The 15,036-nt window shown below is 59.7% G+C and carries 12 protein-coding genes; 10 read left to right on the top strand and 2 right to left on the bottom strand.

The genetic code is table 11. The features are described 5' to 3' along the window. Nucleotides 1–150: 150 nt before the first annotated feature. On the top strand, nt 151–906 hold the full coding sequence (gene olsB, locus BLW70_RS11715; RefSeq protein WP_008152922.1) for an L-ornithine N(alpha)-acyltransferase: 756 nt from the start codon (nt 151–153) through the stop codon (nt 904–906). Next, nucleotides 906–1,697: a lysophospholipid acyltransferase family protein gene (locus BLW70_RS11710; protein WP_074874212.1), complete on the top strand. Its 792-nt coding sequence runs from the start codon at nt 906–908 to the stop codon at nt 1,695–1,697. The genes olsB and BLW70_RS11710 overlap by 1 nt, the downstream gene beginning before the upstream one ends. Nucleotides 1,698–1,798: 101 nt before the next feature. Here BLW70_RS11710 and BLW70_RS11705 read toward each other — a convergent pair whose 3' ends face one another. Next, complete coding sequence (locus tag BLW70_RS11705; RefSeq protein WP_074874211.1) at nt 1,799–2,374, bottom strand: acyl carrier protein phosphodiesterase; 576 nt, start codon at nt 2,372–2,374, stop codon at nt 1,799–1,801. 155 nt (nt 2,375–2,529) lie between these two features. Here BLW70_RS11705 and BLW70_RS11700 point away from each other — a divergent pair, with 155 nt between their 5' ends. Genes BLW70_RS11700 through BLW70_RS11690 form a run of 3 tightly spaced genes read left to right on the top strand, consistent with a single transcriptional unit; the run spans nt 2,530 to nt 5,091 of the window. Then, a complete protein-coding gene (locus BLW70_RS11700; protein ID WP_074874210.1) occupies nt 2,530–2,850 on the top strand; it encodes an ArsR/SmtB family transcription factor in 321 nt (106 codons plus the stop codon). A 3-nt stretch (nt 2,851–2,853) separates the two neighbouring features. Next, nucleotides 2,854–4,020, top strand: a complete 1,167-nt coding sequence (locus tag BLW70_RS11695) for an MFS transporter (RefSeq protein ID WP_074874209.1) — start codon at nt 2,854–2,856, stop codon at nt 4,018–4,020. A gap of 21 nt (nt 4,021–4,041) precedes the next feature. Then, nucleotides 4,042–5,091 (top strand): alkene reductase, encoded by a 1,050-nt coding sequence (locus tag BLW70_RS11690; RefSeq protein WP_074874207.1) that lies wholly within the window; start codon nt 4,042–4,044, stop codon nt 5,089–5,091. 156 nt (nt 5,092–5,247) lie between these two features. On the opposite strand, the gene emhR is transcribed toward BLW70_RS11690, so the two are convergent. Next, complete coding sequence (gene emhR, locus BLW70_RS11685; protein ID WP_074874205.1) at nt 5,248–5,880, bottom strand: efflux system transcriptional repressor EmhR; 633 nt, start codon at nt 5,878–5,880, stop codon at nt 5,248–5,250. A 265-nt stretch (nt 5,881–6,145) separates the two neighbouring features. Between emhR and emhA the strand changes: the two genes are divergently transcribed. The 5 genes from emhA (at nt 6,146) to BLW70_RS11660 (ending at nt 15,030) form a co-directional block, all read left to right on the top strand. Further along, nucleotides 6,146–7,303 (top strand): efflux RND transporter periplasmic adaptor subunit EmhA, encoded by a 1,158-nt coding sequence (emhA, locus tag BLW70_RS11680; RefSeq protein WP_074874204.1) that lies wholly within the window; start codon nt 6,146–6,148, stop codon nt 7,301–7,303. Between the two features lie 3 nt (nt 7,304–7,306). Continuing rightward, nucleotides 7,307–10,471: an efflux RND transporter permease subunit EmhB gene (gene emhB, locus BLW70_RS11675; RefSeq protein ID WP_074874202.1), complete on the top strand. Its 3,165-nt coding sequence runs from the start codon at nt 7,307–7,309 to the stop codon at nt 10,469–10,471. Further along, complete coding sequence (emhC, locus tag BLW70_RS11670; RefSeq protein ID WP_074874200.1) at nt 10,468–11,928, top strand: efflux RND transporter outer membrane subunit EmhC; 1,461 nt, start codon at nt 10,468–10,470, stop codon at nt 11,926–11,928. The genes emhB and emhC overlap by 4 nt, the downstream gene beginning before the upstream one ends. Before the next feature lie 457 nt (nt 11,929–12,385). Next, nucleotides 12,386–13,645 carry an OprD family porin gene (locus tag BLW70_RS11665; protein ID WP_074874198.1) on the top strand — a complete coding sequence of 420 codons (1,260 nt, stop codon included), beginning with the start codon at nt 12,386–12,388 and terminating at the stop codon, nt 13,643–13,645. 194 nt (nt 13,646–13,839) lie between these two features. After that, the gene (locus BLW70_RS11660) at nt 13,840–15,030 is read left to right on the top strand and encodes an NAD(P)/FAD-dependent oxidoreductase (protein ID WP_074874197.1); all 1,191 of its coding nucleotides are present in this window, start codon (nt 13,840–13,842) and stop codon (nt 15,028–15,030) included. Nucleotides 15,031–15,036 lie beyond the last annotated feature (6 nt).

Raw genomic sequence — 15,036 nt, 5'->3', positions numbered from 1 at the left:
GGCTCCTCAAAGGCTGTCATATAAGCATCACCAAAGCTTCATGGCGATGACACCGGGGCTACATAGCCTGACTTTGCACAACACGGCTGCATAAAGAAAGTCGATCGGCTGCAACCCAAGACGGGTGACCGGCCCGTACGGAGATTCGCAATGACTCAGATCGCCCGCATCAGCGACACCGGCAATGAACGCCGCCTGCAAGCCGAACGCCTGGTGGGCGCCGAGGCCTTGCAGGAAGCCCAGGCCCTGCGCTTCAACGTGTTCAGCGGCGAATTCAACGCCAAGCTGAAAGGCGCGGAGCTGGGTCTGGACATGGATGACTATGATGTTCACTGCGCCCACATCGGCGTGCGTGATTTGAACACCGGGCGTCTGGTGGCGACCACCCGTTTGCTCGACCACACCGCCGCCAGCAGCCTGGGCAAGTTCTACAGCGAAGAAGAATTCAGCCTGCACGGCCTGGTCCATCTCAAAGGCCCGATCCTGGAAATCGGCCGCACTTGCGTCGACCCGGCCTACCGCAACGGCGGCACCATCGCCGTACTCTGGGGCGAACTGGCCGAAGTCCTGAACCAGGGCGGCTACAGCTATTTGATGGGTTGCGCGAGCATCCCGATGCAGGACGGCGGCATTCAGGCCCACGCGATCATGCAGCGCCTGCGCGAACGTTATCTGTGCACTGAACACCTGCGGGCAGAACCGAAAAAACCGCTGCCGAGCCTCGACATCCCGTCCAACGTCATCGCCGAAATGCCACCGCTGCTCAAGGCCTACATGCGCCTTGGCGCGAAGATCTGCGGCGAGCCGTGCTGGGACGAAGACTTCCAGGTCGCCGACGTATTCATCCTGCTCAAGCGCGACGAGCTCTGCCCGCGTTATGCCAAGCATTTCAAGGCGGCCGTATGATGAGTCGGCTGCGGATTTACGCGCGGATTGCGCGAGTGTTGGTGGTGGTGGCGCTGGGGTTGAGCATGGCCGGGGTGTTCGGGTTGTTCGAACGTTTGGGGATTGCTCATTCGATGGTCCGGCGCCAGCGCTGGTCGCGATTTTTCATGGCGCGCCTGAGCAATGCCCTGCCCTTTCACGTGACCGTGCACGGTGAATTGCCGAAGTCGCCGATGCTCTGGGTCAGCAACCATGTGTCCTGGACCGACATTCCGCTGCTAGGCATGCTCACGCCGCTGTCGTTCCTGTCCAAGGCCGAAGTGCGCACCTGGCCGGTGGCGGGCTGGCTGGCGGCCAAGGCCGGCAGCTTGTTCATTCGCCGAGGGTCGGGCGACAGCCAGTTGATCCGCAAACAGATGACCCGTCATCTGGAGCAGGAACATCCGCTGCTGATGTTCCCGGAAGGCACTACCACCGATGGCCGCACGTTGCGCACGTTTCATGGTCGATTGCTGTCGGCGGCGATCGACTCCGAAGTGAAGTTGCAGCCGGTGGCGATTCGTTATCTGCGCGACGGGCAGCTCGATTCACTGGCACCGTTCATTGGCGATGATGATTTGCTCTCGCACTTGATGCGCTTGTTTGCCCATGATCGGGGTGAGGTGGAGATTCATTTGCTCAAGCCGATCGCGTGCGAAGGTCGCGAGCGTGCGGCGCTGGCGTTTGAAGCGCAGCAGGCGGTGCAGAAGGCGTTGTTTGGGGTGATTCCGCAGGCCCAACCGGAACCTCTGCGCCCCGCAATCGCGGCTTGAACACATATCCCTGTGGGAGCGGGCTTGCCCGCGATGAGGCCGGATCATCCAACATCTATGTTGACTGAACCACCTCAATCGCGGGCAAGCCCGCTCCCACATTAGATCTGCTTCGTTTGCGCGAAATCCTGAAGCTGCGGATAGAACAACCGAAAGTCCTCGCTCAACGGTTCATACAACACCCGCAATTCCTGCATCGCTGCGGCCAGCTCCTCCGGCCGCGTCAGCCGCCGTGAAATCCCCCGCAGCACCTGCTCCAGCACCGCAAATTCCCGATAAGAACCCAACCAGTCATTAGCGACCATGTGCGGCGCGATCTGCGCCAGACGCTCCGGCAATTGCGCCTCGGCGGACAGCACCCGGTACACACCCGAAGTGAATTGCTCCAGCGGCTGGTCGGCGTACAACGTCCAGTCCCGCGCCAGGCAATGGTCGAAAAACACGTCAAGCACGATCCCGGCGTAACGCCGGCGGGTCATGGAAAACCGTGACAACGAAACGTCCACCAACGGATGACGGTCGGTAAAGACATCGATGCTGCGATGCAGCTGGATGGCCGCTTCGATCTCCGGATCGAACTGCCCTTGCAGCCGCCCTTTGACGAAATCGCCATACAGACTGCCGAGCAATTGACCGGGGCGCTGGCCACCGAGGTGCAGATGTGCGAGATAGTTCATGCCGCGCAGCTTAGCACTACGCCCTCAATATCGTTATAACCCGATATACCGAATTACTCGGTCGTCAGACCAAAATCATATTGGTATATCGCGAAGTACCGATTTAAAGTTCGCCTCATCGCGATATAGCGTTTTATTCATCACGAGCCCAAACCATGACCATCGACCTCGACGAAATAATAAAAGCCCTGGCACACCCAGTACGCCGAGACATCCTCATCTGGCTGAAAGATCCCAAAACCCAGTTCCCGGAACAGCTCCACAACCACGAGTACGGTATTTGCGCCGGACAGATCGATCAACGCTGCGGCCTGTCGCAGTCGACCGTGTCCGCCCATTTGGCGACCTTGCAACGTGCGGGACTGATCAGCAGCCAGAAAGCCGGTCAATGGCACTTCTTCAAACGCAACGAGGACGTGATTCAGGCGTTCCTCGACGCCATCGTCAAGGAGCTCAGCGCTCCGACAAGGAACTGAACAATGCCCCTCTCGCTACTCATTCTGGCCTTGAGCGCCTTCGCCATCGGCACCACAGAGTTCGTCATCATGGGCTTGCTGCCCGATGTGGCGGCCGACCTCGGTGTGTCGATCCCAGGCGCCGGCTGGCTGGTGACCGGTTATGCCCTGGGCGTGGCCATCGGTGCGCCGTTCATGGCACTGGCCACCTCCAGATTGCCGCGCAAGGCTGCGCTGGTAGCGTTGATGGGGATTTTCATCGTTGGCAACCTGCTCTGTGCCATGGCTACCGACTACAACGTGCTGATGTTTGCCCGCGTGGTCACCGCCCTCTGCCACGGTGCGTTCTTCGGTATCGGTTCGGTGGTGGCGGCCGGTCTGGTGCCGGCGAACAAGCGCGCTTCGGCCGTAGCCTTGATGTTCACCGGCCTGACCCTGGCCAACGTACTCGGCGTTCCGCTGGGCACCGCACTCGGTCAGGAAGCCGGCTGGCGTTCGACCTTCTGGGCGGTGACCGTGATTGGCGTGATCGCATTGATCGGCCTGATCCGCTTCCTGCCAGCCAAGCGCGATGAAGAGAAACTCGACATGCGCGCCGAACTGCGCGCCCTCAAAGGCGCCGGGATCTGGCTGTCGTTGAGCATGACCGCGCTGTTCGCAGCTTCGGTATTCACCCTGTTCACCTACGTCGCCCCGCTGCTCGGCGATGTCACTGGCGTCTCGCCCAAAGGCGTGACCTGGACCCTAATGCTCATCGGCCTGGGCCTGACGGTCGGCAACATCATCGGCGGCAAACTGGCGGACAAAGGCATGGCCGCCACATTGATCGGCGTCTTTATCTCGATGGCGGTGATCTCGACCGTACTGACCTGGACCAGCGTTGCGCTGATACCAACCGAAATCACCCTGTTCCTCTGGGCCACTGCGTGCTTTGCCGCCGTGCCCGCCCTGCAAGTGAACGTGGTGACCTACGGCAAAGCCGCACCGAACCTGGTGTCGACCCTGAACATCGGCGCTTTCAACATCGGTAACGCACTGGGTGCCTGGGTCGGCGGCAGCGTCATCGCCCACGGTTTCGGCCTGACCAGCGTTCCTCTCGCGGCAGCCGCACTGGCAGTACTTGCCCTGCTGGTGACCCTGATTACTTTCCGTCAGAACGGCAATCCCGAACTGGCCCCTGCTACCAACTGATCTCTACCGGAGAGCTATTTCATGACGACTATTTTCGATCCGATCAAACTGGGCGACCTCGAGTTGGCCAACCGCATCATCATGGCGCCGCTGACCCGCTGCCGCGCCGACGAAGGCCGCGTGCCAAACGCGCTGATGGCCGAGTACTACGTACAACGCGCCTCGGCCGGCCTGATCCTCAGCGAGGCCACTTCGGTCACGCCGATGGGCGTCGGTTACCCGGACACCCCGGGTATCTGGTCCAACGATCAGGTACGTGGCTGGGCTAACGTAACCAAGGCTATCCACGGCGCGGGCGGCAAGATTTTCCTGCAACTGTGGCATGTCGGCCGTATTTCCCATGGGTCGTATCTGGACGGTGAAACACCGGTCGCACCGAGCGCCATTCAGCCAAAAGGCCATGTCAGCCTGGTTCGCCCACTGGCCGACTTCCCAACCCCACGCGCCCTGGAAACCGCTGAAATCGCCGACATCGTCGACGCCTACCGCGTCGGCGCCGAGAACGCCAAGGCAGCCGGTTTCGACGGTGTGGAAATCCATGGTGCCAACGGCTACCTGCTCGACCAGTTCCTGCAAAGCAGCACCAACCAGCGCACCGACAACTACGGCGGTTCCGTGGAAAATCGCGCTCGCCTGCTGCTGGAAGTGACCGATGCCGCGATCGAAGTCTGGGGCGCGGGCCGCGTGGGTGTGCACCTGTCACCCCGTGCCGATCTCCATGACATGGGCGATGAAAACCTGTCCGAGACCTTCACTTACGTTGCTCGCGAACTGGGCAAACGTGGCATCGCCTTCATCTGCTCCCGCGAGAAAGAAGATGGCGACAGCCTGGGTCCACAATTGAAAGAAGCGTTCGGCGGCCCGTACATCGCCAACGAACGCTTCACCAAGGACAGCGCCAACGCCTGGCTCGCCAGCGGCAAGGCCGATGCGGTGGCCTTCGGCGTGCCATTCATTGCCAACCCGGACTTGCCGGCACGGTTGAAGGCCGATGCGCCGCTGAACGAGGCGCGTCCTGAACTGTTCTACGCCAAGGGCCCGGTCGGCTACATCGACTACCCGGTGTTGTAAGCATTCCTCACCTTGAAACGCAAAAGCCCCGACTCGAAAGAGCCGGGGCTTTTTTGCAACCGGGTTACTCACAAAATCACTACAAATCAGGTAGCTCACTACCTATCAAGCGGGCGAGCGTACGTATATAAAAGCACCCCCATTAGGTATTTTGTTTCATTTGCGCAGACTGGGGCTCAAGCGCAGCATATCCAACCCGGTATCAACCAAACGCTCGGCATCGATATGCAGTTGAAAGCTGTCGGGCGCCAACAGCCACTGATACAGGATGCCATCGATATACGCATGAATGCTGATGGCCGCTCGCGCAGTGTCGAGGTCTTCCGGTAACTGCCCCCGGTTGACCGCATTACTCAGGGCCAGGGCGATTCGCACATTGCAATCGAGGCTGACCTCTCGACGCTGTTGGCGCAGGTCGCACATTTCATCGGTGAATTCGCACTTATGAAACAGAATCTCATTGATGCGTCGGGTTTTCGGATCCAGGGCAACTTGATGAAACAAATGAATCAGCAGTTTGCGCATACAACCCAAGGGATCGAGCTCATCTTCGCTTTCACTGGCCTTGGCCATTTCATCCAGCGGCTCATGCAAGGTATCAAGCATGGCCTGCACCAGATCCGCCTTGTTGCTGAAATGCCAGTAGATAGCGCCGCGAGTGACCCCGGCCAGGGTAGCGATATCCGCCAGTGTCGTGCGCGCCACGCCCCTTTCGTAAAAGGCCTTTTCTGCCGCTTCCAGTATCTGGCTGCGGGTTTCTTGAGCTTCCTCTTTGGTGCGACGGACCATGGCAGTACAACCTCAATCAGGATGCTTCAGCGATGTCTGAACATCAGCTGAATAAAAGTGGAGCGATCGCTCTCGGGCGTCGTCACCGGCCTACAATTCGAACCCTTGAACGGCTTTCGTAACGATGTGGATACACGGCCAAGGTATTTACAAACAACCATGAACGTAAGTATATTCCTTAGCAAGCTACTTATCCACTCAGCGCACATTTTTTACTTCTCTACATTTCGAGTGCGCAATTTGCGCGCCTGACCCGAGGATTTTCATGCAATTCAAGCCAGCTGTTACCGCTCTGGTCACCGCCCTCGCCTTGGCATCGCTGCTCAGCGGATGCAAAAAGGAAGAGGCGGCACCTGCCGCACCACCCCCTCAGGTCGGCGTCGTTACTCTGCAACCTCAAGCCTTTACCCTGACCTCCGAACTTCCGGGCCGTACCAGCGCGTACCGCATCGCCGAAGTTCGCCCTCAGGTCAACGGCATCATTCTCAAGCGCCTGTTCAAGGAAGGCGGCGACGTCAAGGCCGGCCAGCAGCTGTATCAGATCGATCCGGCGGTTTATGAAGCCACCCTGAAAAGCGCCCAAGCCAACCTGCAGCAGACCAAATCGATTTCCGACCGCTACAAGCAGTTGGTCAACGAACAGGCTGTGAGCCGTCAGGAATACGACACGGCCCTGGCTAACCGGTTGCAATCGGAGGCCGCCCTGCAAAGCGCCCAGATCAATGTGCGTTACACCAAGGTTTACGCGCCTCTCTCCGGCCGTATCGGCCGCTCGACTGTGACTGAAGGCGCGCTGGTTACCAGCGGCCAGGTCGAAGCGATGGCGGTGATTCAGCAACTGGACCCGATCTACGTTGACGTCACCCAGTCTTCGGTTGAGCTGCTGGAACTGCGCCGCGAACTGGAAAGCGGTCGTCTGCAAAAATCCGGCGACAACGCGGCCAAGGTCAAGTTGACCCTCGAAGACGGCAGCCAGTACAAACAGGAAGGCAAGCTCGAGTTCTCGGAAGTCTCCGTGGACCAGACCACCGGTTCCGTAACCTTGCGTGCGGTATTCCCGAACCCTGACCACACCCTGCTGCCGGGCATGTTTGTACACGCCCAGTTGCAGGCCGGTGTGAACAGCGCGGCGATCCTCGCCCCGCAACAAGGCGTGACCCGTGATCTCAAAGGCACCCCGACCGCGCTGGTCGTCGGCCCGGACAACAAGGTCGAACTGCGTCACCTCAAGGCCAGCCGCACCGTCGGCAACCAATGGCTGATCGAAGACGGCCTGAAGGCTGGCGACCGCCTGATCACTGAAGGACTGCAATTCGTTAAACCTGGCGTCGAAGTTAAGGCCAGTGAAGCGACTAACGTTGGCGCAAAGAACCCGGCCCCCGCACAGGTAGCTAACAAGGCTTCCAGCGGCAAAGGGGAGTAAACCATGTCCAGATTTTTTATCGACCGTCCGATTTTTGCCTGGGTAATTGCCCTGGTCATCATGCTGGTCGGGGCACTATCGATCCTCAAACTGCCGATCAACCAATACCCGAGCATTGCGCCTCCGGCCATTGCGATCTCTGTGACCTACCCGGGCGCGTCTGCACAAACCGTGCAGGACACCGTGGTCCAGGTGATCGAGCAACAGCTCAACGGTATCGATAACCTGCGTTATGTCTCCTCGGAAAGTAACTCCGACGGCAGCATGACCATTACCGCGACCTTCGAGCAGGGCACCAACTCCGATACCGCGCAGGTTCAGGTCCAGAACAAGCTGAACCTGGCCACCCCGCTGCTGCCACAAGAAGTGCAGCAACAGGGTATCCGCGTGACCAAGGCAGTGAAAAACTTCCTGATGGTGATCGGCGTGGTGTCGCGCGACGGCAGCATGACCAAGGACGACCTGTCCAACTACATCGTGTCGAACATGCAGGACCCGATCTCGCGGACCGCCGGTGTCGGTGATTTCCAGGTCTTCGGTGCCCAGTACGCGATGCGGATCTGGCTCGACCCGGCCAGGTTGAACAACTTCAACCTGACCCCGGGCGACGTGAAAACCGCCATCGCCGCGCAAAACGTCCAGGTGTCGTCCGGTCAACTCGGTGGCTTGCCTGCCGTGGCCGGTCAGCAATTGAACGCGACTATCATCGGCAAGACCCGTCTGCAAACCGCTGAGCAGTTCAAGGCCATCCTGCTGAAGGTCAACAAGGATGGTTCGCAAGTGCGTGTCGGCGATGTGGCAGATGTCGCTCTGGGTGGTGAAAACTACTCGATCAGCGCCCAGTTCAACGGCAGCCCGGCCTCGGGTCTGGCGGTGAAACTGGCCAACGGTGCCAACGCCCTCGACACTGCAACAGCGCTGCGCAAGACCATCGAATCCCTCAAGCCGTTCTTCCCGCAAGGGATGGAAGTGGTATTCCCGTACGACACCACTCCAGTGGTGACCGAGTCGATCAAGGGTGTGGTTGAAACCCTGGTCGAAGCGATCGCGCTGGTGTTCCTGGTGATGTTCCTGTTCCTGCAAAACTTCCGCGCCACCGTCATCACCACAATGACCGTGCCAGTCGTATTGCTGGGCACCTTCGGGATCCTCGCGGCGTTCGGCTTCAGCATCAACACCCTGACCATGTTCGGTATGGTACTGGCCATCGGTTTGCTGGTGGACGACGCCATCGTCGTGGTGGAGAACGTCGAACGGGTGATGAGCGAAGAAGGCCTGTCACCCAAGGAAGCCACCAAGAAATCCATGGGGCAGATCCAGGGTGCGCTGGTCGGTATTGCCCTGGTGCTGTCGGCGGTACTGTTGCCGATGGCATTCTTCGGCGGTTCCACTGGCGTGATCTACAAGCAGTTCTCGATCACCATCGTCTCGGCCATGGCCCTGTCGGTACTGGTCGCCCTGATCTTTACCCCGGCGCTCTGCGCCACCATGCTCAAACCGATCCCCAAGGGTGAGCACGGCGTCCCGAAACGCGGATTTTTCGGCTGGTTCAACCGCAACTTCGACCGTAGCGTGAAAAGCTACGAGCGCGGCGTTGGCAACATTCTGCGCAACAAGGTGCCGTATCTGCTGGTGTACGTGATCATCGTCATCGGCATGATCTGGTTGTTCCTGCGCATTCCATCCGCGTTCCTGCCGGAAGAAGACCAGGGTGTACTGTTTGCCCAGGTGCAAACCCCGGCCGGCTCCAGTTCCCAGCGCACGCAAGTGGTGGTGGACGAGATGCGTGAGTTCCTGCTTCGTCCGGGCACTGAAGGCGGCGAAGGTGACGCAGTGGCCTCGGTGTTTACCGTGACCGGCTTCAACTTCGCAGGCCGTGGTCAGAGTTCGGGTATGGCGTTCATCATGCTCAAACCGTGGGACGAACGTAACGCCGAAAACAGCGTGTTCAAAGTCGCGGCCCGTGCCCAACAGCATTTCTTCACCTTCCGTGATGCCATGGTGTTTGCGTTCGCCCCTCCGGCAGTGCTGGAACTGGGTAACGCCACCGGTTTCGACGTGTTCCTGCAAGACCGTGCCGGTATCGGTCACGACGCACTGATGGCTGCACGCAACCAGTTCCTCGGGATGGCGGCGCAGAGCAAGGTGCTGTCGCAGGTCCGCCCGAACGGTCTGAACGACGAACCGCAATACCAACTGGAAATCGATGACGAGAAGGCCAGTGCCCTGGGCATTACCATCGCCGACATCAACAGCACCCTGTCGATTGCGCTGGGCAGTAGCTACGTCAACGACTTCATCGACCGCGGTCGGGTGAAGAAGGTTTACGTGCAAGGCCAGCCGGGGGCGCGCATGAGTCCTGAAGACGTGAAGAAATGGTACGTACGCAACAGCGCCGGCACCATGGTTCCCTTCTCCGCGTTCGCCAAGGGTGAGTGGATTTACGGTGCGCCGAAACTGTCGCGTTACAACGGCGTAGAAGCGATGGAAATCCTCGGTGCCCCGGCCCCCGGCTATTCCACTGGTGAAGCCATGGCCGAAGTCGAAGCCCTGGCCAAGAAACTGCCGGCCGGTGTCGGTATTTCCTGGACCGGCCTGTCGTACGAAGAACGACTGGCGGGTTCGCAAGCGCCGGCGCTGTTCGCGTTGTCGATCCTGATGGTGTTCCTGTGTCTGGCCGCGTTGTATGAAAGCTGGTCGATTCCGATTGCGGTGGTGCTCGTGGTGCCGCTGGGGATTATCGGTGCCTTGATGGCGACCAGCTTGCGCGGTCTGTCCAACGACGTGTACTTCCTGGTGGGCCTGTTGACCACCATTGGTCTGGCGGCGAAAAACGCCATTCTGATCGTCGAGTTCGCCAAAGACCTGCATGAACAGGGCAAGAGCTTGCAGGAGGCCGCCATCGAGGCATGCCGCATGCGTTTGCGCCCGATCATCATGACCTCCCTGGCGTTTGTCCTCGGCGTGGTGCCACTGGCCATTTCCAGCGGCGCCGGCTCGGGTAGCCAGCACGCCATCGGTACGGTGGTGATTGGCGGTATGATCACCGCCACCGTTTTGGCGATATTCTGGGTCCCGCTGTTTTTCGTCACCGTGTCGGCCATGGGGCAGCGCAAAATCGTTGACCAGGACGACGCTCTTGAACCTTCTAAAGAGGCTGGCTTATGAGCAAGTCGCTACTTTCCCTGGCTGTTGCCGCCTTCGTGCTCGGTGGCTGCTCGCTGATTCCCGATTATCAGCAGCCTGAAGCACCGGTGGCGGGCCAGTACCCGCAAGGTCCGGCGTATTCGTCGGCCCAAGCGCCTGCCCAGGCTGCCGCCGAACAGGGCTGGAAGCAGTTTTTCCATGATCCGGCGCTGCAACAACTGATTCAGATCGCCCTGGAAAACAACCGTGACCTGCGTGTCGCGGCACTGAACATCGACGCCTTTGCGGCTCAATACCGCATCCAGCGTGCCGATCTGTTCCCGGCCGTGTCGGCCAACGGCACCGGCAGCCGCCAGCGGGTCCCGGCCCGGGCATCACAGACCGGCCAAGCGGACATCACCAGTTCCTACTCGGCCACCGTCGGCATCAGCGCCTATGAACTCGACCTGTTCGGTCGGGTTCGCAGCCTGAGCGAAGAAGCGCTGCAAAAGTACTTCGCCACTGAAGAAGCGCGCCGCAGCACGCAGATCAGCCTGGTGGCCAGTGTGGCCAACGCCTACCTGACCTGGCAGGCCGACAAGGAATTGCTGAAACTGACCCAGGACACCCTGGCTGCGTTCGAGGAGAGCTACAAGCTCACCGCTCGCAGCAACGAAGTAGGGGTCGCCTCGGCGCTGGACCTGGCCCAGTCGCGTACCTCGGTGGAAAACGCCCGCGCGCAAATGGCCAAGTACACTCGTCAAGTCGCCCAGGATGAAAACAGCCTGGTGTTGCTGCTCGGCACGGGCGTCCCGGCCAATCTGCAAGCGGCCAAGCCGTTGGCTGACGACCTGCTGAGCGAAGTGCCGGCCGGTCTGCCATCGGACTTGCTGCAACGTCGTCCGGACATCCTTCAGGCCGAATACAACCTGAAAGCCGCCAACGCCAACATCGGTGCGGCGCGGGCTGCGTTCTTCCCGAGCATCAGCCTGACAGCCAACGCCGGGACCCTGAGCCCTGACCTGTCCGGCCTGTTCAAGGGCGGTTCGGGCACCTGGTTGTTCCAGCCGCAGATCAACCTGCCGATCTTCAACGCCGGCAGCCTGCGCGCCAGCCTGGATTATTCAAAAATCCAGAAAGACATCGGCGTGGCGAACTACGAGAAGTCCATTCAAACGGCCTTCCAGGAAGTCGCCGACGGCCTGGCCGCCCGCCAGACCTACACCGATCAGTTGCAGGCCCAGCGTGATTTCGTCACCGCGAACCAGGACTACTACCGTCTGGCCGAGCGTCGTTATCGCATTGGTGTCGACAGCAACCTGACCTTCCTCGATGCCCAGCGTCAGCTGTTCAGTGCTGAACAAGTACTGATCACCGACCGTCTGGCGCAACTGGTCAGTGCCGTCAATCTGTACAAGGCACTGGGCGGTGGCTGGAACCAGCAGACGGCGAAGAACGAGCCGTTGAAAGAAGAAGCGCCGAAGATGAAGTTGTTCTGATAGCGCGGTAAAACAGGAAGCCCACCGATTGGTGGGCTTTTTGTTGTCTGCAGGAAAGGGTGTGTTGTCAGCTCTGACGCCATCGCGAGCAGGCTCACTCCCACAGTTGATCTCTGCTGGTCATCAATATTGTGTTCACCCTAGATCCCTCTGTGGGAGCGAGCCGGCTCCGGGCGGCGTTCCGACGATGAGGCCGGAACAGACAACACAAATCCCCGGCCAATCTTATGTTCGATAATCGCCCAAAACCCGCTTTCCCCGATTGAACCCTCCCGCCCATCCCCCGCACCATTCGTCGCACAAGACCAATAACATCAGGTTCGACACCATGCCCCCGCGCCCTGCCCTGTCCGGCTGATCCCGTTCGTTTTTATCCCGAATTCAGAATTTTTGTCTGCAACCCTACGTTGCGGCAGCGCCCCGTTTCACGCCTAAAAAATTAGAGAGACCCGAGCACATGACACCTTCCACTACGCAATTCTTATTCCCCAGCCTCATCGCCGTCGCACTGGCCAGTACCGCCCTGCCCGCCATGGCCGAGGAGTCAGGCTTTGTCGAAGGTGCCAAGGTCAACCTGAACCTGCGCAACTTCTACATCAATCGCAACTTCACCAACCCGACCAAAACCCAGGGCAAGGCAGAAGAGTGGACACAAAGCTTCATCCTCGACGCCAGGTCCGGTTTCACCCAGGGCACCGTCGGGTTCGGCATGGATGTGCTGGGGTTGTACTCGGTGAAACTCGACGGTGGTAAAGGCACGGGCGGTACGCAGTTGCTGCCGCTGGATCACGACGGGCGCCCGGCAGACAACTTCGGGCGCACCAACGTGGCGTTCAAGGCCAAGCTGTCGCAGACCGAAGTGAAGGTGGGCGAATGGATGCCGGTGCTGCCGATCCTGCGTTCGGACGACGGTCGTTCGCTACCGCAAACCTTCCGTGGCGGCCAGATTACCTCGAAAGAAATCAACGGCCTGACGCTCTACGGCGGCCAGTTCCGCGCCAACAGCCCGCGCGACGACAGCAGCATGAACGACATGTCGATGAGCGGAAAACCGGCGTTCACTTCCGACCGTTTCAACTTCCAGGGCGGCGAATATGCCTTCAACGACAAGCGCACCCAGATTGGTCTGTGGAATGCCGAACTCAAGGACATCTACAGCCAGCAATACGTGAATCTGATCCACAGCCAGCCCCTCGGCGACTGGACCCTGGGCGCCAACCTCGGTTTCTTCTACGGCAAGGACGACGGCAGCGCCCGGGCCGGCGAGTTGGACAACAAGACCTGGTCGGGCCTGTTCTCGGCCAAATACGGCGGCAACACCTTCTATGTCGGCCTGCAAAAACTCACCGGCGACAGCGGGTGGATGCGGGTCAATGGCACCAGTGGCGGCACCCTGGCCAACGACAGTTACAACGCCAGTTATGACAACGCGAAAGAAAAATCCTGGCAGGTACGGCATGACTACAACTTCGTCGCCCTCGGCATTCCCGGCCTGACCCTGATGAACCGCTACATCAGCGGCGACAACGTGCACACCGGCACCATCACCGACGGCAAGGAATGGGGCCGCGAAAGCGAACTGGGCTACACCGTGCAGAGCGGCGCGCTCAAAGACCTCAACGTCAAATGGCGCAACTCGACCATCCGCCGGGACTTCAGCAACAACGAGTTCGATGAAAACCGGTTGATCGTCAGCTATCCGATCAGCTTGCTATAGCCGCGTATGGCAGCGACCGTTGGATGAAAACGGTCGCATGCCGGTACCACCTGTCGGCGCGAACTAGCGCTTTGTGTGTTCGCAGATACAGTCAAGAAGCGTGTTTAATTCTCCATCCTGATGTAGGAGCCCCTTTTTTCTTCCGTTATCTCCGGATGCTGTACGCGAAGCTGCCATGACCACGGAGGTCAGGTATGAGCAAGCGAATAGTTATCGTCGGTGGCGGCGTAGGTGGAACCATGTTGGCCAATCAACTGGCCAGCAAGCTGTATCCAGAAATCCTGCGCGGCGAAGTCTCGATTGCACTACTGTCCAACTCCCCCGATCACTACTACAAACCTGCGTTCATGTACGTGGCGTTCAACCAGTTCTTTGAAGAAGAACTCAAGCGCCCGGAACGCTCACTGTTGCGCCCGGAAATCAGCTTTTACGTCGAAGAGGTCACGGGTTTCGATTTCCCCGGACAATCCCTGAAAACCCGCAACGGCAAGCGCTATGGCTATGACTTTCTGGTCATCGCAACCGGTTGCGTGCCCGCGCCAGAGCGTATCGAGGGCTTGAAAGAAGCCGGTGACCACTTCTACCAATATCAGCCCGCCCGGCAGCTGGCAGAACGGTTGAACACGATCAAAAAAGGCCGGATCTTCATCACGGTGTCTTTTCCGCAGACACCCAACGTGCCGCACCAATGCGGCATTGCGCCGGTAGAAACGACGTTGATGCTCGACGACTTGCTGCGTCGTCGGGGCGTGCGGGACCAGGTGGAAATCGTCTACACCTACCCGACCACGGCTCAGCTACTGCGTAACTGCCTGTTCCTGCAACGCCCTACCGGGGAAATCCTGCCCGGCATTTTCGAGCAGAAGAACATCCGCTTCCAACGCGGCTTCACCCTCAGCCGTGTCGATCCCGAGCGAAAAATCGCCTACTCCGAAGAAGGCGAAGAGCAACCCTTCGACATCTTGATGGCGACACCGCCGATCCGCGCCGTCGATGCCGTGCTGGAATCCGGAGCGTCTCAAGCGCTCAACAACGAAGGCTGGCTGCCGACCCACCACGAGACCTTGCAGGTCTACGGCCTGGAACACGTCTATGTGATTGGCGACACCGTCGATCTGCCGGTGAGCAAGGCCGGTGGTGCCTGCCATAACCAGGCGCCGGTCATCGCCAACAATATTGCCGCCGAGATTCGCCTCGGCGCGCCCAACAGTGTCTATGACGGAAGGGTTCAGGCCGTGGCGCAGATGGGCCTCAACGCCGGGATGCCGCTGTGGTACGACTACGCCCATGACGTCCTGCCGACACCGCCGACCAAACTCGGCGGCCTGCTGAGACATGGCTTCAATCGTGGCCTGTACTGGGCAGTAGCCCGTGGAATGCTTTGATCTGCT

Source organism: Pseudomonas frederiksbergensis, from assembly GCF_900105495.1.
Taxonomy (GTDB): domain Bacteria; phylum Pseudomonadota; class Gammaproteobacteria; order Pseudomonadales; family Pseudomonadaceae; genus Aquipseudomonas; species Aquipseudomonas frederiksbergensis.
This window is presented reverse-complemented; position numbering and strand designations above follow the sequence as displayed.

What these genes read in the sequence shown, in the direction of transcription:
- olsB (WP_008152922.1), top strand. Translation starts at nt 151, where the DNA reads ATGACTCAGATCGCCCGCATCAGCGACACCGGCAATGAACGCCGCCTG.
- BLW70_RS11710 (WP_074874212.1), top strand. Translation starts at nt 906, where the DNA reads ATGAGTCGGCTGCGGATTTACGCGCGGATTGCGCGAGTGTTGGTGGTG.
- BLW70_RS11705 (WP_074874211.1), bottom strand. Translation starts at nt 2,374, where the DNA reads ATGAACTATCTCGCACATCTGCACCTCGGTGGCCAGCGCCCCGGTCAA.
- BLW70_RS11700 (WP_074874210.1), top strand. Translation starts at nt 2,530, where the DNA reads ATGACCATCGACCTCGACGAAATAATAAAAGCCCTGGCACACCCAGTA.
- BLW70_RS11695 (WP_074874209.1), top strand. Translation starts at nt 2,854, where the DNA reads ATGCCCCTCTCGCTACTCATTCTGGCCTTGAGCGCCTTCGCCATCGGC.
- BLW70_RS11690 (WP_074874207.1), top strand. Translation starts at nt 4,042, where the DNA reads ATGACGACTATTTTCGATCCGATCAAACTGGGCGACCTCGAGTTGGCC.
- emhR (WP_074874205.1), bottom strand. Translation starts at nt 5,880, where the DNA reads ATGGTCCGTCGCACCAAAGAGGAAGCTCAAGAAACCCGCAGCCAGATA.
- emhA (WP_074874204.1), top strand. Translation starts at nt 6,146, where the DNA reads ATGCAATTCAAGCCAGCTGTTACCGCTCTGGTCACCGCCCTCGCCTTG.
- emhB (WP_074874202.1), top strand. Translation starts at nt 7,307, where the DNA reads ATGTCCAGATTTTTTATCGACCGTCCGATTTTTGCCTGGGTAATTGCC.
- emhC (WP_074874200.1), top strand. Translation starts at nt 10,468, where the DNA reads ATGAGCAAGTCGCTACTTTCCCTGGCTGTTGCCGCCTTCGTGCTCGGT.
- BLW70_RS11665 (WP_074874198.1), top strand. Translation starts at nt 12,386, where the DNA reads ATGACACCTTCCACTACGCAATTCTTATTCCCCAGCCTCATCGCCGTC.
- BLW70_RS11660 (WP_074874197.1), top strand. Translation starts at nt 13,840, where the DNA reads ATGAGCAAGCGAATAGTTATCGTCGGTGGCGGCGTAGGTGGAACCATG.